The sequence below is a fragment of the Variovorax humicola genome (assembly GCF_037889915.1).
GTDB classification, from domain to species: domain Bacteria; phylum Pseudomonadota; class Gammaproteobacteria; order Burkholderiales; family Burkholderiaceae_C; genus Variovorax; species Variovorax humicola.
In genome coordinates, this window is the sequence record NZ_JBBKZV010000010.1 from 1 (window position 1) to 26994 (window position 26994).

The window sequence follows — 26994 nt, forward strand, 5'->3', positions numbered from 1 at the left end:
GCCGCGGGCTACGCCGGGCTGGACAACGAGCTGTTCTACATGGACAAGACCATGATGGTCTTCGGCGACGCCAAGAAGGTGGTCGAGGACATGGGCAAGGCGATCGAGTAATCGACTGCCGCATCGGGCGGCGAACGCCCGCCTTTCCAGCCGCAAGGCAGACGCGCCCCCGCACGGGACGCGCGAGACAACAGCACTGCATCAGGCCTTCCGGACCCTCACTGGTAGAAACCATGAGAGTCCAATGAAGTTACTAATATACAGTCATCCTATTGTTAGATAGATAGAGTGTTAGCTCTGATAATTCCGTCAGGCGCCACACCTCACCACCAGGAGCAAAAGATGAAATTCCCCCGCTTGAAGCCCGGTTTGATCGCAGCAGCCCTGTGCGCTGCCTGCACAGCGAATGCCCAGACGAACGTCATCAAGATCGGCGTGAACCAGCCGCTCACAGGTGTTGTGGCGGCATCGGGCAACTTCGTGACGAACGGCGCAAAGATCGCCGCCGACGCCATCAATGCCAAGGGTGGCGTCAACGGCATGAAGATCGAGCTGGTCATCGAGGACAGCAAGAGCAACCCCACCGAGGCCGCCAACGCGGCGGAAAAGTTGATCGTGCGCGACAAGGTGCCGGTCATCATGGGGGCGTGGAGTTCCACCTACACGCTGGCCGTCATGCCCAAGCTGATGGAATACAAGGTGCCGATGCTGGTCGAGACTTCGAGCGCGGACAAGATCACCCAGCTGGGCAATCCCTACGTGTTTCGCATCAGCCCGACCAGCGGCATGGAGGCCAAGAGCTTCACCCGGCATGTCGGCCAGCTTCATATCCGCAAGGCCGACTTCCTGGTCGTGAACAACGACTGGGGTCGCGGTGCGTCCGACGCGTTCGGCGAAATGCTGAAGAAGGAAGGTGCGACCATCGGTCGCGTCGAGCTGATGGACGCCGCGGCGCAGGACATGTCGGCCCAGTTGTCGCGCATCAAGGGCTCCGATGCCGACACGCTCTTCGTCACGACGGCCGTCGAACAACTGACGCTCGTGCTGAAGCAGGTGCAATCGCTGGGCCTGAAGCGCCAGATCATCACGACGGGTGGATCGCAGAACCCCGACCAACTGATCGAGCAGGCCGGTTCCGCGGCAAACGGTTCGATTCACAGCGTGATCTTCTCGCCGTGGTTTCCGGAAGTGGCTGCCGATCCCGAATTGACCAAGGTCTTCATTGCCGAATGGAAGAAGCGTGGCCTGGATCCGGCCGGCATGACCGAAGGCTCGCGCGGGTATGACGGCATTGCTGCCATCGCCGCGGCCATCGGAAAGAGCGGCGCCACGGATGCCGAGAAGATCCGCGACGCCCTCTGGAAGGTCGACCTGACGGGCCTGACCGGAAAGATCGCCTTCGCCAAGGTCGGACCGGAAGGCAAGGAGAGCGCGCAAAGCATGCCGCAGATGAGTCTCGTGAAGATCGACAGCGGAAAGATCGTGTCGGTCAAGTAAGCAGGCCTGCCCGGACTCGCGCCCGACTGGCCTGAGGGCTTCGGGCGGCTGCGCATCCGCCCGGCTGGCGGGCGCGGCAACGCCCAAGTGTTCAACACCCCTCGCGCACGTGAGCAAACAAAGTGGACCAACTCCTACAGCACATCGCAAATGCACTGATCCTGGGGGGCACCTACGCCCTGCTCGGGATCGGTTTGACGCTGATCCTCGGGATCATGAAGGTCGTCAACTTCACGCATGGAGAGCTCTATGCGTTCGGCGCCTTCATGGCCTATTACTTCGTCTCGGGCCTGGGATGGAATTTCTTCGTCGCGATCGCGATGGCCATCGTCCTCGGCGTTCTGGTCGGCGCGCTGATCGAGCGTCTGATCCTGCGGCGAATGCGGGGTGCCGACATCGACTCCACCATGGTCGTGATGATCGGCTGCTGGATCACGATGCAGAACGTCGCCCTCATCGTCTGGGGTGGCGTCGCCAAGTCGGTGGTCACGCCTTTCCCGACCGAGCCGCTGGTGATCGGACCGGTGTCGATCTCCTGGCTGCGCATCTTCGTGCTGGTAGCGGCCTTGCTGCTGATCGGCGTGACCTATCTGCTGATCCAGAAGAGCTCGCTGGGCAAGGCGATGCGCGCGACTTTCCAGGACCGTGATACGGCCTCGCTGATGGGCATCAACGTCAACGCGATCTACACCGCAACGTTTGCGCTGGGCTCCGGCCTGGCGGCGGCCGCGGGCTCGCTGCTCGGCCCGGTCTTCGTCGTCACGACGACCATGGGCAACATGGCGGCGCTCAAGGCGTTCGCCATCGTCATCATGGGTGGACTGGGCAGCATCGAGGGCGCGGCCATCGGCGGGTTCATCCTGGCCTTCGCGGAGGAACTCGGTTCCGGCTACATCTCGTCCGGATACCGCGACGCGATGGGGTTCATCCTCATCATTCTTGTACTCATGTTCAAACCGACCGGGCTGTTCTATGCCCGCGGGGAGCGGATCGGATGAAAAACCTCGGAACCATCTTGCTGGTCGGCGTACTGCTGACGGTGCCCCTGTGGGTCACGGACCAGTACTACCTGCATGTGATCATCACGACCGGCATCTTCATTGTCGGCGCCATGAGCCTGAACCTGCTGCTCGGCTTCACCGGCCAGCTCAGCCTCGGCCACATTGCCTTCTTCGGCATCGGTGCGTACACGAGCGCGCTCACCGCCCTGGGCTTCGACATTCCCGTGTTCTGGGGCGATGCCCGAATCGTCCACGAGCCGTGGCACCCGGTGATCGGCGTCGTGCTGGGCACGATCGTCGCCGGGGCTTGTGGCTTCGTGATCGGCAAGCTCTCGTTCAAGATTCGGGGCTCTTACTTCGTGATCGTCACCATCAGCTTTGCCGAGGTGGTGCGGCTGGTGGCACTGAACTGGGTCGACCTCACGCAAGGGCCGCTGGCGCTGAGCAACATCCCGCCGCTTGGCTACAACCTTCCAGGACTGGGCGAAGCGGTGTTCCTGGCCAAGACGCCGAACTACTACCTGGTGGCGGGGCTGGGCCTGATCTCGTGGTTGCTGATCCGGCGCATCGTGAACTCGCGTACGGGACGGGCCATGATCGCGCTGCGCGAGAACGAATCGCTGGCGACCTCGGTGGGCATCGACGTCACCCGCTACCTCGTGTTCGCCGCGGTGGTCTCCGCCGCGCTGGGCGGCGCCGCGGGCGCGCTCTATGCGCACTACATCCGCATCATCGATCCGGACATCTTCCTTTTCATCTACACGGTGACGATGGTGATCATGGTGGTCACGGGAGGCAAGGGCACGCTGGCGGGCCCGATCGTCGGCGGGGTGATCTTCGGCGTACTGCCGGTCGGACTGCGCGCCGTCGCGGCGCCCGAGCTGCAATGGATCGTGTATGGCGTGGCCATGATCCTGGTCGTATTTTTCTTGCCGCGAGGCATCGTACCGGCGGTCTCGGACTGGTGGAACAGGAAGACAGGCTCGTCGCCGCGGCACGTGCGCGCCAAGCCACTCTCCACGGTGAAGTCTTCGGTCGGACAGCCCGCGAGCTGGAACTCCTCCGCACGCAAGGCCACCCTGTCGGTCAAGGCCATCACCCGGGAATAAGACATGACACAGGCAACGAAGGTCTCGAAACCCATCCTGTCCATCGAGCACGTCGCAGTGCGCTTCGGTGGGCTGGTGGCGATCTCCGACATGAGCTTCGGCGTGAAGGAAGGTGAACTGGTCAGCCTGATCGGTCCGAACGGTGCCGGCAAGACGACCGCGTTCAACGTGGTCACCGGCTTCCTGCGTCCGACCAAGGGCGAGGTGCACTTCCGCGGCGCGCCGCTGCACACCCTCAAGCCGCATCAGGTGGCAAGCACGGGGCTGGTGCGCACGTTCCAGAAGACCAGTCTCTTCTCGTCCAACACGGTGTTCGAGAACGTCCTCACGGGCATGCATCGGCACGGCAGCATCTCGGCCTGGGCCACGCTGCTTGCGCTGCCGAGCCTGCGCCGCGAGGAGGCCCGGCTGCGTGAGTCCGCATGGGAGATCCTCGACTTCGTCGGCATCGCCCACCGTGCGGACGAACTGGGGGGCTCGCTGCCGTATGGCGAGCAGCGCCTGCTGGGCGTGGCCGTGGCATTGGCCGCGGGTCCGAACATGCTGCTGCTCGACGAGCCTGCGGCCGGGATGAATCCTTCGGAAACGGCGGAGTTCATGTCGCTGTTGACCAGGATCCGGCAGCGCGGCATCTCGATCCTGCTGGTCGAGCACGACATGCCGCTGGTCATGGGCGTGTCGGACCGCATCGTGGTGCTCAACTACGGAAAGATCATCGCCAACGGCTCGCCCGCCGAAATCCAGGCCAACCCCGAAGTCATTCGCGCCTATCTCGGGCAGGGAGTCAAGCATGCTTGAAATCGACAACATCGTCTGCCGCTACGGCAAGGTCGACGCGGTCAAGGGCGTCTCCCTGAAAGTCCGCAAGGGCGAGTTGGTGACCATCATCGGCGCCAATGGGGCCGGCAAGTCGTCCACGCTGAAAGCCATCTCGGGCCTGCTGCCCCCGTCGAGCGGCACCATCCGCTTCGAGGGCGAAGACATCACGCGCGCATCGGCGCAGCGCATCCTGTCGATGGGCATCGCGCATTGCCCCGAAGGCAGGCGCGTGTTTCCGCAGATGACGATCCAGGAAAACCTGGAGATCGGTGCCTATCGTCGCAAGGACAAGGCCGGCATCAAGTCCGACATGGAACGCATGTTCGGCACCTTCACCCGGCTGGCGGAGCGCCGCAACCAGATGGCGGGCACGCTGTCGGGCGGCGAGCAGCAGATGCTGGCCATCTGCCGTGCGCTGATGTCGCGTCCCAAGCTGGCATTGTTCGACGAGCCTTCCCTGGGCCTGGCCCCGAATTTCGTCGAGAAGACGCTGGAGATCATCCGCCAGGTCAGGGCGGATGGCGCGACCGTACTGATGGTGGAGCAGAACGCCTACGCGGCGCTGGACATGTGCGACCGTGCCTATCTGTACGAGTCTGGTTCCCTCGCGCTCGAGGGGACGGGCAAGGACATGATCGACGATCCGCATGTCCGCAAGGCTTACCTCGGCGCCTGAGGCTGCGAGCATGTGCAGCGTCGAGCCGTCCGTTGCCATACGCACGCAGATTTCGCTGCCGATGGATGGCTGCGATGGACCGGCGACGCTGATCACCTTCACCGGGTTCGCCAGGCAGCAGGAACATTTCGTCCTGCGCTTTGGTGATATCCATGCGGATCCGGCGCCTCTGGTTCGCATTCACTCCGAATGCATCACGGGCGACCTGTTCCGCTCGCAGCGCTGCGATTGCGGCGCGCAACTCGAGCAGGCGAAAGCCATGGTCGCCGCGGAGGGAGGGTTGATCGTGTACCTGCGGCAAGAGGGTCGCGGCATCGGTTTGTATTCCAAGATCGATGCCTATCGCCTGCAGGACCAGGGGCTGGACACCTTTGCGGCGAACGAATACCTGTCGCTGCCGCGAGACGGGCGCGACTTCACGTGTGCCGCGCAGATGCTACAGGCGCTCGGGGTGCGGCGCTTGCGGCTGATCACCAACAATCCCGAGAAGCAACGGCAGCTCGCCGACGCCGGGCTGGACGTGGTGGGGATCGTGCCCACCGGCACGTTCCAGACCGCCTACAACCAGCGCTATCTCGATGCCAAGGCGAAGCTCGCGCGGCATTGGCTCGATCTGGAGCCGGCTTGCCGCAACGAGGAAGTTGTTGCGGTGCATTGAAGCGTGGCGCGCGTCCAGATGGCCTTCGGGCGCTGACGCGGCGAGAGATCATCGTTTGAGGCGCGCGGTCCAGCCGAGGCATTCAATGCCTCACGCGACTTCGTGTTCGAAAGCACGAGGGTTCGCAAGCTGGTTCTCATGGTCTTGAACACCAAGCCCCATGAGTTCAAGGCAGCCGCGCGCAGCGATGCGACGCAGCCCGCGATTCACGCCCGTTCGAGCCACTTCTCCTGCGCGGCCATCACGTCCTCGGCCGACTTGCCGACCAGCTCCCGGTAGACCGCCGGTGCGGTGGCGCCTTCGGTGTTGATCAGCAGGATCGTCGAGTCCGCGCCGAGCCCTGTCTTGCGGCGCAGGTCGGGGTCTCGCAGCAGGTGGGCCAGGCCCGCGAGGCCGGCCGCGCCCGATTCACCGCTGACGACGGGAATGTCGCTGGCTTCGGCGCGGGCGAGGAGGCGCATGGCATCGACCGCCTCGTCGTCCTGGATGGTCATGAAGAAATCGATCGAGGGCTGCAGGAAGCGCCACGCCAGCGGCGATGTCTCGCCGCAGGCCAGGCCGGCCATCACCGAGTCGACGGAGCCGGTGGCGTTGGCGGCGCGCCCTGCAATCGCGCTCTGGTAGAGGCAGTCGGCCTGCTCGGGCTCGACGATGACCATGGTCGGACGGTCCTTGCCATGCTGCTCGCACAGGTAGCTGGCGATCCCGGCGGCCAGCCCGCCCACGCCGCCCTGGAGGAACACGTGGGTGTAGGCGCTGGCGTCGCCCTGCCGGACGTTGCGCTGTTCGAGGATCTCCGCGGCAATCGTGCCGTAACCCTGCATCACGTCGCGGGGGATGTCCTCGTAGCCGTCGTACGAAGTGTCGGAGACCACGTACCACCGGTTGTCGCTGGCCAGGCGCGCGGCTTCCTCGACCGACGCGTCGTAGTTGCCGGCGATGCGGACGATCCTGGCGCCGTGCGCCGCGATCGCGCTTTCTCGCTCCATGCTGACGTTCTTGTGCAGCACGATCACGCAGCGGCAGCCGATGGCGTGCGCTGCGGCGGCGAGTGCGCGGCCATGGTTGCCGTCCGTGGCGCTGATGACGGTGAAGTCGCGCAGATGCGCTGCGTGCTTGCCGAGGAAAAGTTCCCGGGCCTCGAACTTCTGCTCCGGCCACATGCGCTGGATCAGGCGGATCAGCGCAATCGGCGCACCGAGCGCCTTGAAGCTGCACAGCGATGCGCGCTTCGATTCGTCCTTGATGTCGATCCTCGCGACGCCGAGCGTGCGCGCCAGTCCAGGGAGCGCGATCAGCGGCGTCGCCTCGCGCGTGAGTTCTGGCCAATGCGACAGCCATTGCCGGCTTTCCTGCGCCTTGGCAATGCTCATGATGGCGCGAAGGCTGCTGCTGTAGGGGACGCGGTTTGCGGATCTGTTCTCGACGAGCATGGGAGGCCTTGAAAGTGAAGTTGGGGGATCGGGGTTTGGTTCGGAGGGTGGACGGGGAGGGGCGGATGCCGGCTTAGGCGGCTTAGGCGGCTTGGGCGGCTTGGGCGGCTTGGGCGGCTTGGGCGTGCGCGACGCAACCGTTCGCCATGTCGTCCAGGTGCATTGCCACCGCGGACAACGGCCTGCGGACGAAGGGCTTGCCCGCATCGAGCGGGTAGCCGAGGGTGATCATCCCCTGCGGCTCCCAATGCGCGGGCATGCCCAGCGCCCCCCGTACGGTGTCGGCGCAGAACATCGGCGCGCACAGCCAGCAGGCACCCAGGCCCGCGGCATGCGCGGCCAGCAGCAGGTTCTGCCCGGCCATCGCCGTGCTCTGGATCGCCATCTGGTGTTCGTAGCGGTTGCGCAGCGCGTCGGGATAGACATCCATGTGCTCCATGCTGAGGCTCACGATGATCACAGCGGCGGCGCCGGTGATGCGCGCGAAGGACCTCGCCACATCGGCCTCGATGTCGGCGATGGCGTCCTTGTCCCGCTGACGATCCTTGCGCAAGCGGTCGCCCATGGCGCGCGCCAGCTTCGCGCGCTGCGGCAGCGAATGCGCGACGGCGAAGCGCCATGGCTGCCGGTTGTGCGCCGAAGGTGCGGTGATGGCGGCTTCCAGCAGGCGGTCGACGAGCGCCTTCGGAATCGGGTCGGGCAGGTAGCGGCGTACGGAACGCCGCATGCTGCCCTGCAGCCCGGCGCGCGGTGGCACTGTCACTTCGGCCATTGCCTCGCAGGTCTCATACGCCATGGAGTTCGCTCCGCGTGCGTTCGGGCGGCCGCGTCCGGATCGCCTGTGGCCCTTGCTGTGACACCTCCAGATCGCGGATGCGGCCGTCGGTCAACCCGTAGATCCAGCCATGAACGGTGAGGTCCTGTCCGCGCCGCCATGCGGTCTGCACGACCGTGCTCTCGCAGGTGTTGGCCACCTGGTCGATGACGTTCAGTTCGCACAGCATGTCGTGCCGCGCCTGTTCGTCGGTGCATTCATCGAGCTTGGCGATGTGCTTGTCGCGGGTCACACGCATCTGGGCCAGCCAGTTGTCCACCAGGCCGAGCCGTACGTTCGACAGTACCGCCTTGACCCCGCTGCAGCCATAGTGCCCGCAGACGATGATGTGGCGGACCTTCAGCATGTCGACCGCGAACTGCATCGCCGACAGGCAGTTCATGTCCGAATGCTTGACCATGTTGGCCACGTTGCGGTGCACGAAGATTTCGCCCGGAGGCAGGTCGACGATCGTGTTCGCGGGAACCCGGCTGTCCGAGCAGCCGACCCAGAAGTAGGCCGGCAACTGCTGCGCGGCCAGCCGGTCGAAGAAGGCCGGGTCGCGCGCCCGCACGGCCGCGGCCCAGTCCTGGTTGCTCTGCAGCAGATGATCGAGTTGTCCCATGCTTGAATCGCTCCGGATACCAGTGCTTCAGGCCACGCAGCTGCCCGCGGGCGCGCGCTTGCGGAAATCGATGCGCACGGGTTCGACCGGTGTGGTGACTGCGCGCGCCTTCGCCATGATGTGGGCCGGCGGCGTGCCGTAGGCCGTGGTGCGCTGGCGCGGGACGCGGCCCATCGCGCGCAGCATGGCCTCCATGTCCATGGCCGTCATCTCCTGGCCGTGCGCCGCGCCCGCTGCGCGCGAGATGGTTTCGTTCATGAGCGTGCCGCCCATGTCGTTCACGCCGGCGTCGAGGCAGGCCTTCACGCCCTGCGCACCGAGCTTGACCCACGATGCCTGGATGTTCGGTATGACCGGATGCAGCGCCAGGCGACCCACGGCGTGCATCAGCACGGTCTCGCGGAACGACGGACCGCGCCGCGCGTTGCCCTTGCGATAGATCGGCGATTCCATGTGCACGAAAGGCAGCGGCACGAACTCGGTGATGCCGCCCGTCTCGATCTGCAACGCACGCAGGTGCAGCAGGTGGCGCGCCCAGTGCTCGAACCTTTCCATGTGGCCGAACATGATCGTCGAGGTGCTGCGAAGGCCCAGCCCGTGCGCGGTGCGCATCACTTCGAGCCACTGTTGCGTGTTGACCTTGTCGTGGCAGAGCACCTTGCGCACTTCGTCGTCGAGAATTTCCGCAGCCGTGCCGGGCAGCGTGCCCAGCCCCGCGTCCTTGAGCTGCGCCAGGTAGTCGCGCAGCGGCAGGCCCAGCGTCTTCGCGCCCTGCCAGACTTCGAGCGGAGAGAACGCGTGCACGTGCATGTCGGGTGCGGTCGCCTTCACGGCGCGGCAGATCTCGAGATAGGTGGCGCCGGTGTACGAAGGGTGGATGCCGCCCTGCATGCACACCTCGGTGGCGCCGCGGTCCCATGCCTCGCGCACGCGGCGCTGGATTTCCTCCAGCGGCAGGTCGTAGGGCTTGCCGCGCAGATCTTCCGAGGTCTTGCCTTTTGCGAACGCGCAGAACTGGCAGCGGTAGCTGCAGATGTTGGTGTAGTTGATGTTGCGGTTGACCGCGAAGCTGACGACGTCGCCGTTCATTTCGCGGCGCAGTGCGTCGGCGGCTGCGCAGACGGCGGTGAACTCTTCGCCCCGCACGCGGAACAGCCGCACGATCTCGGCCTCGCTCAAGGTGCGGCCTGCCCGGGCACGTTCGAGGATGCGTTCGACCTCGCTGCCCGCCTTCGGCGCTGGCTTTCCGCCAATGCGTTGCAGATCGGCCTGCGGTGGTGGTTCCTGCGCGCCGGGCGACCAGCTGTCGGTGCGCGGGAACCCGTCGCTGTCCAGGCGGTGCAGCAGCGGCGTACGGAACGTCGGGTCGACCCAGCGGTCGAGGTCACGCGCATAGGCGGGATAGATCGCGAGGCGTTCCGTCAGCTCCATGCCGCCGGCGCGGGTCGCCTTGGCCAATGCGTCGAGATGCGGCCAGGGCGCTTCCGGGTTCACGTGGTCCGGCGTGACGGGCGAGACCCCGCCCCAGTCGTTGATGCCCGCATCGAGCAGCGGACGCAGCGCGCCGGGACGCAGGTTCGGCGGCGCCTGGATGTTCATCGACGGATCGAAGATCAGCCGCGCGGCAGCAATGGTCCACAGATGCTCTTCGAGCGAGGGGACGGGTGCGTCGACCATCAGCGTCCCGACCTTGGGCCGGAAGTTCTGGATGATGATTTCCTGGAGATGGCCGTAGCGGTCTTGCAGGTCGCGCAGCGCGAGCAGCGCGTCGATGCGCTCGTCGCGGGTCTCGCCGATGCCGATCAGGATGCCGGTGGTGAAGGGCACGCCAGCCTGTCCTGCCAGCTCGATGGTCTTCAGGCGTGCCGCCGGGTCCTTGTCCGGAGAGCCGAAGTGCGGTCCACCGCGTTCGCACAGGCGTTGCGAGCTGCTCTCGAGCATGATCCCCTGCGAGATGGAGACCGCGCGCAGCGCACGCAGGTCGTCGAGATCGAGCAGGCCGGGATTCACATGGGGCAGCAATCCGGTTTCGGCGTACACCGCGCGTGCGGCCTCGGCGAGGTAGGAGAGCGTGGTCGCGTGCCCCATTTCGGCGAGCGCATCGCGCGCCGCGTGATAGCGCAGCTCGGGCTTGTCGCCCAGGGTGAACAGCGCTTCCTTGCAGCCGGCCGCCGCGCCGGCGCGGGCGATCTCGAGCACCTTCTCGAGCGACAGGTAGGGCGCCTCGCCCTTGCGCGGCGCGTGGGCGAAGGTGCAGTAGTGGCACACGTCGCGGCACAGCTGGGTGAGCGGGATGAAGACCTTGCGCGAGTAGCTCACGACCGGGCCGTGGGCGGCGTCCCGCCGCGCGGCGGCGGTGGGCATCAGGGCCTCGGAGGTGAAGCCGGGCAGCATGCGGGCCTCTTCGTGCGAGAGCCGGCTTTGCGGCGTGGGCATTGGCAGGGCGATGGGCATGTCTCTTACTCCGGTGAGAGTGCGGCGGTTGCGCCGAAGGTGAATGCGCTGAAGCAGTTGGGGGCCCGCTCCGGCGCGCGCTGGGGCAGGCGCGGTTCGGGCAGTTTGCGCAGCCCGGGTAACTCGCGCAGTTCGAGCAGACGCCGGGCAATCCCGCTGTCGGTGAGATAGGCAAACGCGCGCGTGGTCGACGGTTGCTCGAGGAAGGCGTACAGGTCTCCCGGGCGGTCGATGTCGCGCCCGAAGCGCGGCAGCACCGGGATCTTCGGCACCACGCCAAGCGCCATCGAGGCCGCGTGATGGCGTCGAAAGCTGTCGTCGCCGAAGCAGATCGGCAGCAGGTCCGGCGGCGAGCATGCCAAGGCGTTCGTACCGCCGTCCTTGGCCGCTCCGACGAGCGTGACCGTTGGCGCGCTGCCATGCCCGAGCGCGATCCGCTCGATGTCCGAACGCTGGATCGAAGGCAGGTCGGCCGGCACCACGAGCATGCCGGCGGCCCGTTCGGCGGCGAGCACGCGCGCCGCCTGTCGTACCGCCTGCACCAGGCCGGCGGGCCGCGGTGCAGCGGCCGGCGTTTCAGGCAGCACGGCCGCGCCAGCGCGGCGCGCGATGGCCGCGGCATCGTCGTCGCTCGTGATGACCAGCGTCCCGCCGAGGCAAGGGCTGTTCAACACGACCTCGAGCACGTCCGTGAACATCGCGCGCGCCAGCGCGGCCCGCTCGCCCGCACCCAGGAGCGGCGCCAGGCGCTGCTTCGCGCAGGCGAACGGCTTGACGGGGACCACGGCCCACAGGCGGGAATCGGTCATCGGACCTCCTTGCACAGGCTTGCCCCTGGTGCTTCGGTCCTGGAAGGCAGGCGCATCGATGCGGCAAAGGCCAGCACCTCGCGCGCCAGGCTGCATTTGTCTTCGGTGCTGCGCATGAGGGTCCGGGTGACATGCACCGGGATGCCGAGCCCCGCTGCGTCGGCCGCGTCGCTGGTGTCGATGACCATGCCGTCGATCAGGCCGGCGTAGTGTTCGGCAATGCCCTGCGAGTTCACGTCGAGTCCCAGCTCGCCCATGATCTTGGCGGTCGGCCCCTTCACCGCCTGGCCGCCGACCAGGGGCGAGACGACCACGATCGGCGCCATGCTGTCCTGCAGTGCCGCGCGAAGACCGCGCACCGAGAGGATCGGGTCGATGCTCAGGAACGGGTTGGAGGGGCACACGACGATGGCCGTCAGCCCGGGATCGGCCAGCGCCTGCCTCAGCGCAGGGTTGGCCACCGCCTGGCTGGCCCCCGCGAAGGAGATGCCGGTCACGACAGGTTCGCAGCGGTGCTTGACGAAGTAGTGCTGGAACGGCAGTTCGCCCGCGGGCGTGTGCACGACGGTTCGCAATGGCGAATCGGTCATCGGCAGCAGCCTGGCGTTCACGCCGGTGCGGCGTGCCAGATCGCCCATGACATCGGTCAGCGTCTCGCCGGCACGCAGGCGGCGCGTGCGCTCCAGGTGAACGGCGAGATCGCGATCGCCCAGCGAGAACCAGTCTTCGGCGCCGAGTTCCCTGAGCGTCGCCATGAAGTTCCAGGTCTCGTCCGCCCGGCCCCAGCCGCGCGCCGTGTCGTTGAGTCCCGCGAGCGTGTAGAGCACCGTGTCCAGGTCCGGCGAAATGTGCAGGCCGAGGAATTCGAAGTCGTCGCCGGTGTTCACGGCCAGCGTCAACTGGCCCGGAGCGACGACCGATTGCAGGCCCAGCGCGAGCTTGGCGCCGCCGACGCCGCCGCAGAGCGCCAGCACGCGGCCGGCCGGCGCGGTGTCGGCTGGAGTGGATGGATGGGGAGAGATGGTTGTCATGGCGCGGTGCCTCGGTTCATCGGAACATGTCTTGCTGACGCGGGCGCCGCAGGTCGGCGGCCGGACGCGCCGGCGCATCCCAGCGCATGCCGCGCACGTGGATCACCGGGCGGCCAGCGTCGGTCTGCCCCATGACCAGCGAGGCTGCGGCGGCAAGTTCGTCGGCCACCGCCACTTCGGTGATGCGCATCGTGCGGCCGAACAGGTCGGGTGCGCCGATCAGGTTCAGCAGCGCGGGCAGGCCGGCGGCGCCCAGCGCCACGCCCGTCACGCCCTGGCGCCACGGGCGTCCGAAGCTGTCGTTGATGACCACGCCGAAGTCGACGCCGAACGCCGCGTCGAGGTGCGCCTTGATCGCGGCGCACGCTGCGTCGGGATCCTCCGGCAGCAGCAGTGCGCGCTCGTTGCCGTCGGGATGGTCGATGTTGGACTGGTCGATCCCGGCATTGGCCATCACGAAGCCGAGCCGATGTTCGGCAACCAGCACGCCGGGGCCGTACTTCACGACCTCGCTGCTTTCGGCCAGGATCAGCTCCACCATGCGCGGGTCCTTGCCGGTCGCACGGGCCAACTCGACGGCGCGTGCGGACGGTGCGACGCCTTTCAGCTCGACATAACGACCTTCGGCCTTCGAGACGATCTTCTGCGCGAGCACCAGCACGTCACCGTCGCGCGGCTGGATGCCCGTGCGCCGCAGGCCGTCGATGATCATCCCGGCCAGGTCGTCGCCGGGCTCGACCATCGGAAAGTCCCGAAGTGCCGTCAGCGTGACCGGTTCGCTTGCCATGGCGAGTCGACCGGCCGCTAGGCGGGAATGCCGGTGATCTGGATGCCGGCGCAGTCGACCTTGTAGCGCTTGTTGATGCCGATCAGGATCGACGTCATCGCTTCGGCCGCGGCTGCGTTGGCGATCGGCCCCGCGTCGATACCGCGCACGCCGAGGGCGTCGGCCATCGTGATCACGGCCTCGCGGGCTTCCTTGTCATTGCCGCACACCAGCACGTCGCATGCGATGGCGCCGCCAGCCTGCAGCTTGGCCGCGCCGACGTTCTGGAACGCCGACACCACGCGCGCCGAATGGCCGATGCGTTCCTGCGCGATCTGGCCGGCAGATCCCTGTTGCGGCAACTGGACCTGTGCCACGCGGGGCGGCACCAGCGGCACCACGGCGTCCACCACGATCTTGCCGACGACCGCGTCCTTCAGTTCCTCGAGGATCGCGTCATGGTTGGAGAACGGCACGGCGAGCACGACGATGTCGGCCGCCGCCGCGGCACCGACGTTGGTGTCGCCGCGCGCCGCGGGTGCGCCGTTGCCGGCCTGGATCTGCTGGGCGGATTCCTGCGCCTTCTCGCCGGAACGCGAGCCGACGATCACCGGATAGCCGGCTGCGGACCAGCGCATGGCCATGCCGGATCCGAGGGCGCCGGTGCCGCCGATGATGGCCAGGGTAGGACGATGTTGCATTGCTTGACTCCTTTGGGTTTCTGACGTGCGCGGGCTCGGCTGGGATCAGCGAAGCTGCATTTCAGTGAGCGGGACGACCTTCACGCCAGCGTCCTCGAGCCCTTTGCGCACGGCGGCGGACAAGGCCAGCGCGGTCGGCTCGTCGCCATGGACGCAGAGGGAATCGACGCGGCGCTTGATGCGCTTGCCGGTGCGCGAGACGATCTCGCCCTCGACCACCATCTGCACCACGTGCTGCGTGGCGACGGCCGGATCCTTGATGACCGAGCCGGGCACCTTGCGGGAGGTCAGGTTGCCGTCGTCCTCGTACTGGCGGTCGCAGAAGCCCTCGCGCGCCAGCGGCAGCTCGAGCTTCAGCGCAGCCTTCTCCATCTCGGATCCGGACAGCGCGACGTAGATCAGGTCCCGGTCCACCGCCTTGATGGCCCGGCCGATGGCCATGGCGTAGTCGGCGTTCTCGGCAGCCATGTTGTTGAGCGCGCCGTGCGGCTTCACGTGGGTCACCTTTTCGCCGCAGAACGAGGCCATCGCCTGCAGGGCGCCGATCTGGTAGGCGATCAGGTTTTCCAGGTCGTCCGGGCGCATGTCGATGCGGCGACGGCCGAAGCCCCAGAGGTCGTTGAAGCCCGGGTGGGCGCCGATGCTGACGCCCTCCGCCTTGGCCCGCTCGATGACGTGGCGCATGGTGAGCGGGTCGCCGGCGTGAAAGCCGCACGCGATATTGGCCGACCGGATGATCTTGAGGATGGCGTCGTCGTTGCCGATGTCGTAGGCGCCGAACCCTTCTCCCATGTCTGCATTGAGATTGACCGATGTCATTGCCTTGTCCTTTGTTCTCGCTTGCGAATGTTCTGTCGATGGGTGCCCCGCCTGTTCGACGGGGCGCGTGGCGCGTACCTGCGTACGCGGTCCCGGCGCGGATTCCGATTGAGTTCCGTTGCCGGCCAAGTTAGTATATGGTACCAACAATAGTAAGACAATACGATAAGCAAGTTTTGATTTCTCGATTTGACTGAACGAACGGACAAGGAGAAGGACATGGATGTGCGGTTTCTTCCCGCGGGTGACACCGCGATGGTTGTGGAGTTCGGCGATCGCATCGACCGCGCCCTCAGCACAAGAGTGCTCGCGCTGGGCGCGAAGCTGCGGGCCGCGAGCCTGCCCGGCGTGATCGAGTCGGTGCCCACCTATCGCTCGCTGATGGTGAGGTACGACCCGTTGCAGGTGGACGGCGCCAGCCTCGAGCGGCAACTCGAGGGCCTGCTGCATGGCGATGCGGCCGCCGGCACCGAGGCGCGGCTGTGGCACGTGCCTGCGTGCTACGAGGCTTCGCATGCACCAGACCTCGCGGACGTGGCGCAACGCACCGGCCTCACCACGCAAGAGGTGGTCGCAATGCACACCGGCACGCAGTTCCACATCTACATGATCGGCTTCGTGCCGGGCTATCCGTACATGGGTGACCTGCCCGCGGCCCTGGTGCTGCCGCGCCGTGCCGATCCGCGCGTTCGCGTGCCCGCCGGCTCGATCGCCATCGCGTCGAACATGACGGCCATCTATCCGATCGAGAGTCCCGGCGGCTGGCATCTGATCGGTACCACCCCCGTTCGCCTGTTCGACGCGCAACGCGAGCGCCCCGCGCTGTTCGGCCCTGGCGACAAGGTGCGCTTCGAACCTGTCAGCGCGTCGGAGTTCGAGGACATACGCCGCGCGAGTGCAGACGGTTCATACGTGTTGTCTTCCTGGAGCATTGCGCAATGACCTCGACTTCCACGCTCAAGGTGACCAGCCCGGGCATCCATACGACCGTGCAGGACCTCGGCCGCTCGGGCTTCCAGGACGTCGGCGTGCCGCTTTCCGGCCCGCTCGACCGCATCGGCCTGCAGTTGGCCAATGCATTGGTCGGCAATGCCGGCGCGACGCCCGTCCTCGAAATGCTGTTGCAAGGACCGGCGTTCCAGGTCGAGGCCGATTCCGTGCGTGTCGCGCTGGCGGGCTGCAATGGCGCCATCGAGGTCGGCGGCGACAACGCCCGCCGTGTCCCGGCGGGCACGAGTGCGCGCCTGAGACGCGGCGATGTCATCCGCATCGCGTCGATGGGCGATTCGGCTTGTGCGTATCTGGCGATCGAGGGCGGGATCGACCTGGCGCCGCAATTGGGCAGTGCATCGACCTACGTCCGCGGCCGCATGGGCGGCATCAACGGCCTGACGCTGAAGGCCGGCGACAGCGTGCCGCTCAGGCAGCCCGCGGCCAAGGAGCGCCCCGAACGGATGCTGGCGCAGCCATTCGACCTGGCGCTCGAGCAACCGGTGCGCGTGATGCTCGGACCGCAGGCGGATTTCTTTTCGGAGGCGGCGATCGAGCAGTTTCTGTCTGCCGAATACGTTGTGTCGGCGCAGTCTGATCGCATGGGATTCCGCCTGGAAGGCGTGCCGCTGGCACACGAGAAGGGCTACAACATCGTGTCGGACGGCATCGTCACGGGCTCGATCCAGGTGCCGGGCTCAGGCCAGCCGATCGTGCTGCTGGCGGATGCCCAGACGACTGGCGGCTATCCCAAGATCGCGACGGTGATTTCGACCGACATTCCGGTGCTGGGTCGGCGCCGGCCAGGCCGAAAGGTGCGCTTCGCGGCCGTGGGCCTGGCCGAAGCCCAAGCGTTGCGAAGGGACCAGGAAGCCTTCCTGCGCCGTTGCACCGGGTCATTGCGGGTGGCGGACAGCGCTGCGGTAATCGACGTCGCGGCCCTCTACACGGAAAGCCTGATCAGCGGCGTGGTGGCGATAGACTGAGCCCCGCCGCGCGAAACGTCAGCGACAGCTGACGCCATGAAGCGTATGCTATTCTGAAATTCCATTGTTGGAATGATGAGATCAATGGGATGCAAATGACAGCAACACCGCGCCCACGCGGGCAGATTCCCGCCTACATCCAGGTCGCCGCCGCGCTGCGCCGCCGCATCGAGATCGGCGACTGGAAACCGGGCGAGAAAATCTCGACGCTCGAAGAACTCGAAGAAGAGTTCCAGGTCGCCCGCGTGACCGTCCGCCAAGCTGTCGAATTGCTCGAGCGCGACGGCCTGGTCACCCGCCAACAGGGCCGAGGCACTTTCGTCAACGACCAACTCGACGACAAGCGCTGGTTCACGCTCCAGACCTCGTGGGATGCGGTGCTGGACTCGATCAGGGACAACGTTCCGAAGTTCATCAAGGTGGACGATCCGCCGGCCGCCCCGCGCCTGCGCGAGGGCGAGGGCGTCCTGGCCAGCGAGTATGTCTTCCTGCGCAGCGTGCAGTTGAAGGATGGCGTGCCTTATGGCGTCGTCAACCTGCATCTCTCCAAGGAGATCTTCGAGCGCGAACGGGCGCGCTTCCTGAAGCGCACGGCCCTGCCGATCCTGGCGACCATGAAGATCGGCATCCGCCATGCGCACCAGACCTTCGTGATCGGCACCGCCGACCCGGAGACGGCGGAACTGCTGAGCGTGCCGATGAGCGCGCCCACGGCCGAGGTGCGATGGGTCGTGCGTGACGAAGCCGACGTTGCGATCTACGTCTCCGACATCACCTATCGAAGCGATGTCGTGAAGATGTCCATCGACTTCTTCGAAGGCAGCAGCCAGGCCGCGCGCCGTCGCAAGTTCGCTTGATGCCTGGCGCGCGCGCCTAAGGGTTTTTGCCCTCTATTCTCTCTAACATACTAAAGATGGTATGTTAGACTGAGTGCTCGACGGCAATCTTGCCCGTCCTCCGGCGTCGTCCGCGCTCCGCGATGGAGCGCCGCGGCGCACGGACGCAGTCAATGACGAGAGGAGCGAATCGATGTCGACTCAAGGTGTCGGGGCACGGGTACTTCGCAAGGAAGACGACCGCCTGCTACGGGGGCGTGGCCAGTTCGTGGCGGACATACGCATGGCAGGCATGCTGGACGTTGCCTTTGTCCGCAGCCCACTCGCTCACGCGCGGATCGTCGGCATCGACATACCGCCTGCGTGCCGGGACGGCGTCTACACCGTGCAGGATCTAGGTTCGGTCAGGCCGATCCGGTCGGTGTCAGGCTTGCCTGGCTTCAAGATTTCCGAGCAGCCGATCCTCGCGCAGGGCAAGGTGCGCCACGTCGGCGAGACGGTTGCCATGTGCGTGGCGCCGACGCGTGCCGAAGCCGAGGACATCGCGGCCGCCGTCCGGCTCGACCTGGAGGAACTGCCGGCGGTGCACGACATGCTCGAGGCCCGCCGCGACGTTTCCACGCGCCTGCACGAAGAGTGGCCCGACAACGTCTTCCTGGAGACCCGCGTCAACGTCGACATCGACCGGGTGAGCGATGCGCCGATCAAGGTCAAGCGCGTGATCCGCACGTCGCGGCAGTCCATGGCGCCGATGGAAGGGCGCGGCGTCGTGGCCCACTGGGATACGCGCCTGGAGCAACTCGTCGTCTACACCGCGACGCAGATGCCGCACATCGTGCGCACAGGGCTCTCCGAATGCCTGGGCCTCGACGAAGGCCAGGTGCGGGTCATCGCACCGGACGTCGGCGGCGGCTTCGGCTACAAGGGCATCCTGCTCACCGAGGAAGTCGCGGTCAGCTGGCTGGCGATGCGGCTCGGGCGCCCGGTGCGCTGGATCGAGGACCGTCGCGAACACCTGACCGGCGGCGCCAACTGCCGCGAGCACCACTACGTGATCACCGGCTACGCCGACAGTACGGGCCGCTTGCTGGGTATCGACTGCGAGGCGACCGTCGACTCGGGCGCGTATTCGTCGTATCCGTTCTCGGCCTGCCTGGAGGCTGCGCAGGTCGCGAGCATCCTGCCGGGGCCGTACGACTTTCCGGGCTATCGCTGCGTGACGCATTCCGTCGCCACCAACAAATGCCCGATCCTGCCCTACCGAGGCGTCGCGCGCACCGGCGTGTGCTTCGCGCTGGAGTTGCTGCTCGATGATCTGGCGCATGCGGCCGGCATCGAGCCGCACGAGCTGCGCATGAAAAGCCTGGTGCGTCCGGAGCAGATGCCGTTCGACAACATCACGAAGAAGCACTTCGACAGCGGCGACTATCCCGAGGCGCTGCGCCAGGCGGTGGAGGCGATCGACCTTCCCGCCATCCGTGCGCGCCAGAAGCGCGGCGAGGCCGATGGCCGCCTGATCGGCGTCGGGGTGTCGATCTATTGCGAGCAGGCGGCGCACGGCACGTCGGTGTACGCGGGCTGGGGCATTCCGATGGTGCCTGGCTACGAGCAGGCGACGGCGCGCCTGACGCCCGACGGCGGGCTCGAGCTGCGCATCGGCGCGCACTCGCACGGCCAAAGCCTCGAAACCACGTTGGCGCAGGTGGCCAACGAGATCCTCGGCATCGACGTGTCCAAGGTCAAGCTGATCCATGGCGACACCGCGTTCACCCCGTATTCGACCGGCACCTGGGGCTCGCGCTGCATGGTGATGTCGGGCGGCGCGGTCTCGCGTGCCTGCCAGCAGTTGTCGGCCCGCCTGTCGGTCATCGGCGCATGGATGCTCGAGACGCAGGCGGACCAGGTCGTGTTGCGCGATGGCAGGTTGACCGGTCCCTCCGGCAGCCTTTCGATCGGCGAGATCGCCCGGACCTGGTACCGGCGGCCGCAGGACCTGCCCGCGGGGGTCAATCCCGGCGGGCTGGAGGTGACCGAGGGCTACAAGCCGCAGCGGGACTCCGGTACCTTCGGCTATGGCGCGCACGCGGTGGTCGTGGCGATCGACCGCGAGACGGGCGACGTCGAGATCCTCGACTACGTGATCGTCGAGGACGGCGGCAAGCTGGTCAATCCGATGGTCGTGGACGGCCAGATCTACGGCGGGACCGCGCAAGGCATCGGCACCGCGCTCTACGAGGAGATGGCCTTCGACGCATCCGGCCAGCCGCAGGCATCGACCTTTGCCGACTACCTGCTGCCCGGCCCGACCGAGGTGCCCGAGCCGAGGTTGATCCACATGGAAACCGTTTCGCCCTACACCGAGTTCGGCGTCAAGGGTGTCGGGGAGAGCGGCGCGATCCCGCCGCCCGCCGCGATCTGCAATGCCGTCAACGACGCACTGCGTCCGCTCGGTGCGTCGCTGTACGTCTCGCCCGTCACGCCGCGCCGCGTGCTGGAAGCCATCGCCGAGGCACAGGACGCCGCCGCGGCAGCGATTGCGGCATCGACGGCATCGACGGCAATGCGCGACAGCGCGAAGGTGGCGCCATGAAACCAGCACGCTTCGACTACGAGCGGCCCGCGGACCTTGCCGCCGTGATCCGACACCTGCAACGCGACGACATCGTCGTCAAGATCGTGGCCGGCAGCCAGTCGCTCGGACCGATGCTCAACCTGCGCCTGGTGCAGCCCGACCTGCTGGTCGACATCACGGGCATCCCGGAACTGAAGCGCGTGGAAGTCGGCAAGGACGCCATCGTCATCGGCGCGTGCGTGACGCATGCGGACATCGAGGATGGCCGGGTGCCCGATGTCACGCGCGGCGCGCTCTCGAAGGTGGCGCGCGGGATTGCCTACCGCGCGGTGCGCAACCGCGGCACCATTGGCGGAAGCCTGGTGCATGCCGACCCGTCGGCCGACTGGATCTCCAGCCTTGCCGCGCTCGGTGCCGAAGTGATCATCGCCGGCCCCGCCGGCAAGCGCCGGCTGGCGATCGAGGACTTCATGACCGGCGTGTTCGAAACCGCCCTCGAGCCCGGCGAAATGCTGGAAGCGGTGAGGATTCCCCGCCTGTCCGACGGCGCACGCTGGGGTTATCACAAGCTGTGCCGCAAGACCGGCGAGTTCGCGCATGCCATCGGCGTGGTGCTGCACGACCCCGATCGCAAGGTTTGCCGCGTCGTGATCGGTGCCACCGAGGCCAAGCCGATCATCGTGACCGATGCGCGGTCGCTCTTCGGCGAGGGCCGCAAGCTCGACGTGGATGCAGCGCACAAGCTCCTTGCCGATGCGGGACTGGACGACGCATTGGACAACCAGATTCACATTGCCGCCCTGAAGCGCGCCGTCGATCGGGCCGAACAGTCATGAAAACCATCAACCTGACCGTGAATGGCAAGGTCGTCTCGGGCGCGGCCGTCGAACCCCGCACGCAGCTCGCCGACTTCCTGCGCGATTCGCTCGACCTGACCGGCACCCACCTGGGATGCGAGCACGGCGTTTGCGGGGCCTGCACGCTGATGATCGACGGCGTGCCGGCGCGCTCGTGCATCACGCTGGCGGTGGCTTGCGACGGCGCCGACGTCACCACCATCGAAGGGATGGACGACGACGACGTCATGCGCGCGCTGCGCGCCGCGTTCTCGCGCGAGCACGCGCTGCAATGCGGCTACTGCACACCCGGCATGCTGGCCTCGGCTCGCGACGTGGTGCTGCGCATGCCCGATGCCAGCGAGCAGGACATCCGCTATGCGATGAGCGGCAATCTGTGCCGTTGCACCGGCTATGTTGGCATCGTGCGTGCCGTGCAGGCGGTCATCGAGGAGCGCAGGGCAGCGGGCTTTACCGTGTGCGTGAATGCGCGGACCGCGTTGGGTCCGGTGGGGTCTGGGCATGCTGCGCCGATGGCCGGGGGCGGCAGTCCCGCAGCAGTGAATGGCGCAACCACCCGGGTCAGCGTGGCAGCGCCGAAGGCGTCGGCACCGCCGAAGGCGTCGGCACCGGCGCCGGCCACGGCCACGCCCACTGCGGCCCCGGCCACCCGCACAGCGTCGGACAGCAGCAAGCCGATGACCACCCTGAACCAGACTTTCACCGTCGACTTCCCGCGCGACGAGGTCTGGGCCTTCTTTGGCCGCCTTGGCGACGTGACCACCTGCCTGCCCGGCGCATCGTTGCTGGCGCCGCCGACCGAAACCCATGTCGAACCCAAGTTGCGCATCAAGGTGGGACCGATCGTGGCGGACTTCGAGGGCGCCGCGGACGTCGAGCGGGACCCGGCCCAGTACGTCGGCATGATCTTCGGCAGCGCACGCGACACCAAGTCGAGTTCCGCGACGCGCGGCGAGATCCGCTACAGCCTGGTCGAGGAAAAGGACGGGAAAGCGACGCGCGTGGACGTGCAGGTCGGATTCGCGCTGACAGGCTCGCTCGCCCAGTTCAGCCGCTCCAGCATCGTCAAGGACATCGCCAAGCGCATGACCGACGCTTTCGCAGAGAACCTGCGCGCGCGCCTGAGCCATGGCGGCAGCAATTCCGACGGGAGCGCGCCTGCGCCGCAGGCCGCCGAACTGAACGCCGGCGCGCTGGTGTTCTCGGTGCTGTGGGAACGGATCTCCGGCTTCTTCGGCAAGTTGTTCCGCCGCTCCTGAAGGGGATTTCGAAGTGACAACGGCCAGCCGAACCATCGCGTTGTTCGTGAAGGAACCCTATCCGGGGCGTTTTGTCTGGGTCCTCATGGAGAGCGAATGGCAATCCTGGAAACAGATCGACAGCGCAAGCGAAGCCTGCGAAACGTGGACCGCCGCGTGGGAAGCCGGATGTGTCGAAATGGGCAAGCTCGCGAGCGACAAACTTCAGGGGCCGCGCCAGCCTGCGCAAGCCGACGAGCCGGCCCCCGTCGGCTGGATGTGAAGGCCTCCGTCGACTGGATGCGAATCCAGGCGTGCTCGGCCGACTGCAAACTTCGAGCACGTGCCTTGGGTTGACGGGAGGCTTGGCGCCTACCAGTCGCTGCCGCTGTTGTCAGTGCCGCTGTCCCAGGACCCGGCGTCCTGGATGCCGAAATCATTGCCTCCCATGTCGGCGCTGGTGTCCGGCCCGAGGTTGTCGCCGAACGTCGACGGGCCGCTCGGATGACGCTCGAGGTCGCTCGAGCGCCCGTCCCGGTGCGAGAAGTGCCGTACCGCTTCCTCGACAGCCACAGCGCCCAGGCCCATGGCCGCGCCGGTCATCAAGGCGCCTCCCAAACCGCCCGGCAATCCACCCGGCGCGGGCGCGGGCGCGTAGCTGGCGGGGTTCACCGGCGCATTCTGGGCGTAGCCTGTCGGCCCGTTCGCATAAGACGGCGCGCCAGGGCCTGCTGCGTAGTTCGTGTTCGGTCCGGCCGCCGCCGCACGGGCGCGGCCGAGTCGCCGGAACACGAAGACACCCGCGGCGATCAGCAGGGCCAGGATGCCCAGTTTCGCCGGTGCGCCCATGCCCGGCGCAGACTCAGGCGCAGCCAGCGACGGGGACTGCAGTCCAGTCGACGTTCCGGCGGCCGCCCTGGGGGGCTTCGACGCATCGAGCCGCTCCGCCAGGCCCGCAACAGCCTCCGGCCTTGCAAAGGGAAGGCCGGGCGCCAGTTCGTTGGCCTTGGCGAACTCGGATCTGGCCGCGGCAAGATTGCCCTCCTTGGCCAGCAATTCGGCGTGGACGAAGTGGGCCTTGCCGCTGCCGGGGTGCGCGGCCAGCACCTTGCCGATCATTTCGTCGGCTTCGCGAAGCCTGCCGCTCGAGGCAGCCTTGTAGATGTCGTCGATCGTCGGCTCGTTGGTACGAAGCGGGTGCGTGTCGGCCTGCGCGAGCGCAGCGACCGGCACGGCCAGGGCAAGGACGAGGCCCAGTTGGATGACAAGACGTTTGTACATGTTGTGAGCGCTTTCGAAGGTCGGTCACCGGATGGTGGTTCAGAGACTGGAACACGCGCCCATTAAGTGGCCCTTAATCAGGCGTGTTTCAGTGTCTGGCGGCGGCAGCGCGGTGCGTGTGCGTCGCGGCCTGCAAGATGCGTCGGCGGACGCCACAATGCGTCCACGAAGGCCCGGCGAAGCCGGTTCCGCGGTATCCCTGGAATTGACCGCGCCGGTTTTCATGCGTCGCCGGTCGTGCGACAGCGCGGTGGAAAACCGATCATGAGAGTCCGGCGTTGATTGGCGCGCCGCGATGGTGCTGCCGTGGTGCCTTCAGGGCGCTGCCATGGCGTCGTCGTGCGGATCGATTGCATCGGCACCTTCCGGCAATTGCACCTTCTCGATCCCGCCCAGGAACAAGTCCGCGACGATCGGCGCCATGGCGGCGTAGTCCAGTTCGCCGTCGGGCTTCATCCAGGTGAACATCCAGTTGATCATGCCGAACAGCAGCATGGTCAGGGGCTTCGACAGGTGGGCGCTCGGCTTGCCCGAGCGCATTTCCGACACGGCGCGCGCGAAGCCGGCGACGACGCGACGCTCCTTGTCGAGCACGCGCTCGCGGTCCTCCGGCGTAAGGAACTTGACGTCTTCGGTCAACACCCGATGCGCGTCCTGTGCATTGGCGTACTCGGCCACGATGCGATGGATCATGTGGCGCAGCCTGGCCTCGCCGCGCAACCTGGCGGCGGATTCGTCGTCGATCAAGGCCTGCAGGCGCGAGACGTGTCCCTCGGCGATGCTGACGAGCAGGCTGTATTTGTCCTTGTAGTAGTGGTAGAGCGAAGCCTTCGATAGCCCGCACGCTTCTGCCACCTGGTTCATCGATGCCGAGGCGTAGCCCCGCTTCGCGAACAGCGCGGCGGCGCGGGTCAGGATCAACTCTCGCTGGTCTTCGTAGGTGGAGGCTCGTCCGCGCGGCATGTCGTTGAATCCCCTGGTTGGTTGATGCGAATCCTGCTTGAGCGGCCGCCCCGGTTACTCGTCGCGCTTGGTGGCGATCAGCGTGCGCACCGTCGAATGCTGTACGCGCGGCCGGTTGTCTTCGACGGCCGCGAGCGGCTCGACCTCGACCAGGCTGGCCTGGCAGCGCCGCGTCAGCTCCTGGTAGGTCAGGGTGCCATCGAGCTTCCATGCGATCTCGGAGTCGCTGAGTTCGCGCTTGACCTTGGCCGGCATGCCAGCGGCCAGGCTGCGCGGCGGCACCTTCATGCCCGCCGGCACGAAGGCGCAGGCCGCGACGAAGGATTGGGCGCCGATCTCGGCCTCGTCCATCACCACGGCATTCATGCCGACGAGGGCATCGCGCCGCACGATGCAGCCGTGCAGCACCGCGCCATGGCCGACGTGGCCGTTCTCTTCGATGAGCGTGTCCTGCAGCGGGAAGCCGTGCATTACGCAGGTGTCTTGCACATTGGCGCCGGCGTGGAGCACGATGCGGCCGAAGTCGCCGCGCAAGCTGGCATTGGGCCCGACGTAGCAGTTCGGCCCGACGATCACGTCGCCGATCAGCACGGCGGTCGGGTGCACGTGGGCGCTTGGGTCGACGACCGGCCTGACGCCTTCGATCGAGTAGCAGGGCATGTCTCTTTCCTCTTTGCTTTGTTGGCTAGGGTTTCCACCAAGTTCAAACAACTTGCGTACCGAAGCGAGGAAATAATAAACTCTACCGAACGGTCGGTCAATAATGTTTCGGGAATCCACCACGATGACAGAGCCCACGATTTCGGCGAGCCAGGCTGGCGCCGTAACCACGCTGACGCTGAGCCGTCCAGCCGCGATGAACAGTTTCACGAGTGCGATGCACGCCGAACTGCTGGCGGCGCTGAACGCCGCCGCGGCCGATCCGTCGGTGCGCTGCGTGATCATCACGGGCGCTGGCCGCGGGTTCTGCGCGGGCCAGGACTTGAGCGATCCGGCCGCCGCGCCAGGACAGGACCTCGGCAAGTTGATCGAGGCGAACTATGCGCCCCTGGTCGAGCGCGTCCGCTCGATGCCGGTGCCGGTGATTGCCGCGGTGAACGGTGTCGCCGCGGGTGCCGGTGCCAATCTCGCCTTGTGCTGCGATCTCGTGATTGCCGCGCGCTCCGCGTCTTTCATCCAGGCGTTCTCCAAGATCGGGTTGGTGGTGGACACCGGCGGAACCTGGCTGCTGCCGAGGCTGGTGGGCTCGGCGCGCGCGCTCGGCCTGGCCATGCTGGGCGACAAGGTGCCGGCGGCCGATGCCGCGCAGATGGGAATGATCTGGCAATGCGTCGACGACGCCGCGCTGCTCGACACCGCGAACGCCCTTGCGACGCGGCTCGCCGGCATGCCGACGCGTGCGCTGGTCGCTACGCGGCAGGCGTTGGTGGCCGCACAGGGCATGGACATGCGCGAGGCACTGCAACAGGAAGCCGCGCTGCAATCGGACCTCGGCGGTTCGCACGACTATCTCGAAGGCGTGGACGCGTTCCGCAACAAGCGCGCACCGAGCTTCACCGATCGCTGAGCACCCGAGGCAGCCAACGCCGATCCACATGACAGCCCACATGACCGAACTCCCATCCCCACAACAAACTGCCGAGCATGTCCGCGAAGGCATGTTGCGCAACGACCGCGCGACACGTTCGCTCGGCATGCGCGTGGTCGACATCGCGCCGGGCACCGCAACGATCCGCATGCAGGTGCGCGAAGACATGCTCAACGGGCATGACATGTGCCACGGCGGTTTCATCGCCACGCTGGCCGATTCGGCCTTTGCCTTTGCGTGCAACTCGTACAACGAGATGACCGTCGCCTCCGGATTCGGCATCGATTTCATCGCGCCCGCGAAGCTCGGCGATGTGCTGAACGCGCGTTGCGAAGAGGTGTCGAAGGCCGGTCGCACCGGCGTCTATGACACCGAAGTCACCAACCAGCGGGGCGAGCGACTGGCTGTGTTCCGCGGCCGCTCGTACACCATGAAGGGCAAGCCGGCCGTCGTGCCTGCGTGAACCCTGCC

General features: G+C 66.7%; 28 protein-coding genes. 16 read left to right on the top strand and 12 right to left on the bottom strand.

Features of this window, described 5'->3' with window-relative positions; translation table 11 throughout:
• The 7 genes from WKW80_RS17340 to WKW80_RS17370 all read left to right on the top strand — a co-directional run.
• The coding region (locus WKW80_RS17340) for an NAD(P)(+) transhydrogenase (Re/Si-specific) subunit beta (RefSeq protein WP_340364981.1) at positions 1–111 on the top strand (111 nt) is incomplete at its 5' end.
• A 231-nt stretch (positions 112–342) separates the two neighbouring features.
• Entirely contained in the window at positions 343–1497 is a 1155-nt protein-coding gene (locus tag WKW80_RS17345; RefSeq protein WP_340364819.1) for an ABC transporter substrate-binding protein, read from the top strand.
• A 122-nt stretch (positions 1498–1619) separates the two neighbouring features.
• A complete protein-coding gene (locus WKW80_RS17350; protein WP_340364820.1) occupies positions 1620–2495 on the top strand; it encodes a branched-chain amino acid ABC transporter permease in 876 nt (291 codons plus the stop codon).
• Positions 2492–3607, top strand: a complete 1116-nt coding sequence (locus WKW80_RS17355; protein ID WP_340364821.1) for a branched-chain amino acid ABC transporter permease — start codon at positions 2492–2494, stop codon at positions 3605–3607. The genes WKW80_RS17350 and WKW80_RS17355 overlap by 4 nt, the downstream gene beginning before the upstream one ends.
• Before the next feature lie 3 nt (positions 3608–3610).
• Positions 3611–4405 carry an ABC transporter ATP-binding protein gene (locus WKW80_RS17360; RefSeq protein ID WP_340364822.1) on the top strand — a complete coding sequence of 265 codons (795 nt, stop codon included), beginning with the start codon at positions 3611–3613 and terminating at the stop codon, positions 4403–4405.
• On the top strand, positions 4398–5102 hold the full coding sequence (locus WKW80_RS17365) for an ABC transporter ATP-binding protein (protein ID WP_340364823.1): 705 nt from the start codon (positions 4398–4400) through the stop codon (positions 5100–5102). The genes WKW80_RS17360 and WKW80_RS17365 overlap by 8 nt, the downstream gene beginning before the upstream one ends.
• Before the next feature lie 10 nt (positions 5103–5112).
• Positions 5113–5760, top strand: coding sequence for a GTP cyclohydrolase II (locus WKW80_RS17370; protein ID WP_340364824.1), 648 nt, complete (start codon positions 5113–5115; stop codon positions 5758–5760).
• A 206-nt stretch (positions 5761–5966) separates the two neighbouring features.
• Here the strand turns inward: WKW80_RS17370 and WKW80_RS17375 are convergent, their stop codons facing one another.
• From WKW80_RS17375 to WKW80_RS17415, 9 genes are all read right to left on the bottom strand, one after another.
• Positions 5967–7193, bottom strand: a complete 1227-nt coding sequence (locus WKW80_RS17375; protein ID WP_340364825.1) for a diaminopropionate ammonia-lyase — start codon at positions 7191–7193, stop codon at positions 5967–5969.
• An 82-nt stretch (positions 7194–7275) separates the two neighbouring features.
• Positions 7276–7989 carry a nitroreductase family protein gene (locus WKW80_RS17380; protein WP_340364826.1) on the bottom strand — a complete coding sequence of 238 codons (714 nt, stop codon included), beginning with the start codon at positions 7987–7989 and terminating at the stop codon, positions 7276–7278.
• Positions 7979–8632, bottom strand: coding sequence for a carbonate dehydratase (gene can, locus WKW80_RS17385; RefSeq protein ID WP_340364827.1), 654 nt, complete (start codon positions 8630–8632; stop codon positions 7979–7981). Before can ends, WKW80_RS17380 begins: the two co-directional genes overlap by 11 nt.
• Positions 8633–8659: 27 nt before the next feature.
• Positions 8660–11086: a 5-amino-6-(D-ribitylamino)uracil--L-tyrosine 4-hydroxyphenyl transferase CofH gene (cofH, locus tag WKW80_RS17390; RefSeq protein ID WP_340364828.1), complete on the bottom strand. Its 2427-nt coding sequence runs from the start codon at positions 11084–11086 to the stop codon at positions 8660–8662.
• Positions 11087–11091: 5 nt separating this feature from the next.
• The gene (gene cofC / locus WKW80_RS17395) at positions 11092–11895 is read right to left on the bottom strand and encodes a 2-phospho-L-lactate guanylyltransferase (RefSeq protein WP_340364829.1); all 804 of its coding nucleotides are present in this window, start codon (positions 11893–11895) and stop codon (positions 11092–11094) included.
• Positions 11892–12926, bottom strand: coding sequence for a 2-phospho-L-lactate transferase (gene cofD, locus WKW80_RS17400; RefSeq protein WP_340364830.1), 1035 nt, complete (start codon positions 12924–12926; stop codon positions 11892–11894). The genes cofC and cofD overlap by 4 nt, the downstream gene beginning before the upstream one ends.
• Positions 12927–12942: 16 nt before the next feature.
• Positions 12943–13713 (bottom strand): coenzyme F420-0:L-glutamate ligase, encoded by a 771-nt coding sequence (gene cofE, locus WKW80_RS17405; protein ID WP_340364831.1) that lies wholly within the window; start codon positions 13711–13713, stop codon positions 12943–12945.
• A 17-nt stretch (positions 13714–13730) separates the two neighbouring features.
• Positions 13731–14393, bottom strand: coding sequence for an NADPH-dependent F420 reductase (gene npdG, locus WKW80_RS17410; RefSeq protein WP_340364832.1), 663 nt, complete (start codon positions 14391–14393; stop codon positions 13731–13733).
• Between the two features lie 45 nt (positions 14394–14438).
• Entirely contained in the window at positions 14439–15212 is a 774-nt protein-coding gene (locus WKW80_RS17415; protein WP_340364833.1) for a LamB/YcsF family protein, read from the bottom strand.
• A 189-nt stretch (positions 15213–15401) separates the two neighbouring features.
• Between WKW80_RS17415 and pxpB the strand changes: the two genes are divergently transcribed.
• The 7 genes from pxpB to WKW80_RS17450 all read left to right on the top strand — a co-directional run bounded on the left by pxpB (position 15402) and on the right by WKW80_RS17450 (position 22974).
• The gene (pxpB, locus tag WKW80_RS17420; protein WP_340364834.1) at positions 15402–16154 is read left to right on the top strand and encodes a 5-oxoprolinase subunit PxpB; all 753 of its coding nucleotides are present in this window, start codon (positions 15402–15404) and stop codon (positions 16152–16154) included.
• Positions 16151–17188, top strand: a complete 1038-nt coding sequence (locus tag WKW80_RS17425) for a 5-oxoprolinase subunit C family protein (RefSeq protein WP_340364835.1) — start codon at positions 16151–16153, stop codon at positions 17186–17188. Before pxpB ends, WKW80_RS17425 begins: the two co-directional genes overlap by 4 nt.
• A 95-nt stretch (positions 17189–17283) precedes the next feature.
• Positions 17284–18045, top strand: coding sequence for a GntR family transcriptional regulator (locus tag WKW80_RS17430; protein ID WP_340364836.1), 762 nt, complete (start codon positions 17284–17286; stop codon positions 18043–18045).
• A 172-nt stretch (positions 18046–18217) separates the two neighbouring features.
• Positions 18218–20614: a xanthine dehydrogenase family protein molybdopterin-binding subunit gene (locus WKW80_RS17435; RefSeq protein ID WP_340364837.1), complete on the top strand. Its 2397-nt coding sequence runs from the start codon at positions 18218–18220 to the stop codon at positions 20612–20614.
• Positions 20611–21432: an FAD binding domain-containing protein gene (locus WKW80_RS17440; RefSeq protein ID WP_340364838.1), complete on the top strand. Its 822-nt coding sequence runs from the start codon at positions 20611–20613 to the stop codon at positions 21430–21432. Before WKW80_RS17435 ends, WKW80_RS17440 begins: the two co-directional genes overlap by 4 nt.
• Positions 21429–22712 (top strand): xanthine dehydrogenase family Fe-S subunit, encoded by a 1284-nt coding sequence (locus WKW80_RS17445; RefSeq protein ID WP_340364839.1) that lies wholly within the window; start codon positions 21429–21431, stop codon positions 22710–22712. Before WKW80_RS17440 ends, WKW80_RS17445 begins: the two co-directional genes overlap by 4 nt.
• A 13-nt stretch (positions 22713–22725) precedes the next feature.
• Positions 22726–22974 (top strand): hypothetical protein, encoded by a 249-nt coding sequence (locus WKW80_RS17450; RefSeq protein WP_340364840.1) that lies wholly within the window; start codon positions 22726–22728, stop codon positions 22972–22974.
• 89 nt (positions 22975–23063) lie between these two features.
• Here the strand turns inward: WKW80_RS17450 and WKW80_RS17455 are convergent, their stop codons facing one another.
• The 3 genes from WKW80_RS17455 to WKW80_RS17465 all read right to left on the bottom strand — a co-directional run bounded on the left by WKW80_RS17455 (position 23064) and on the right by WKW80_RS17465 (position 25595).
• Complete coding sequence (locus WKW80_RS17455; protein WP_340364841.1) at positions 23064–23972, bottom strand: tetratricopeptide repeat protein; 909 nt, start codon at positions 23970–23972, stop codon at positions 23064–23066.
• 315 nt (positions 23973–24287) lie between these two features.
• Positions 24288–24935: a TetR/AcrR family transcriptional regulator gene (locus WKW80_RS17460; RefSeq protein ID WP_340364842.1), complete on the bottom strand. Its 648-nt coding sequence runs from the start codon at positions 24933–24935 to the stop codon at positions 24288–24290.
• Between the two features lie 54 nt (positions 24936–24989).
• Positions 24990–25595 carry a phenylacetic acid degradation protein PaaY gene (locus WKW80_RS17465; protein ID WP_340364843.1) on the bottom strand — a complete coding sequence of 202 codons (606 nt, stop codon included), beginning with the start codon at positions 25593–25595 and terminating at the stop codon, positions 24990–24992.
• 124 nt (positions 25596–25719) lie between these two features.
• Here WKW80_RS17465 and WKW80_RS17470 point away from each other — a divergent pair, with 124 nt between their 5' ends.
• Entirely contained in the window at positions 25720–26502 is a 783-nt protein-coding gene (locus WKW80_RS17470) for an enoyl-CoA hydratase-related protein (RefSeq protein WP_340364844.1), read from the top strand.
• Between the two features lie 40 nt (positions 26503–26542).
• Entirely contained in the window at positions 26543–26986 is a 444-nt protein-coding gene (paaI, locus tag WKW80_RS17475; RefSeq protein WP_340364845.1) for a hydroxyphenylacetyl-CoA thioesterase PaaI, read from the top strand.
• Positions 26987–26994: the final 8 nt, after the last annotated feature.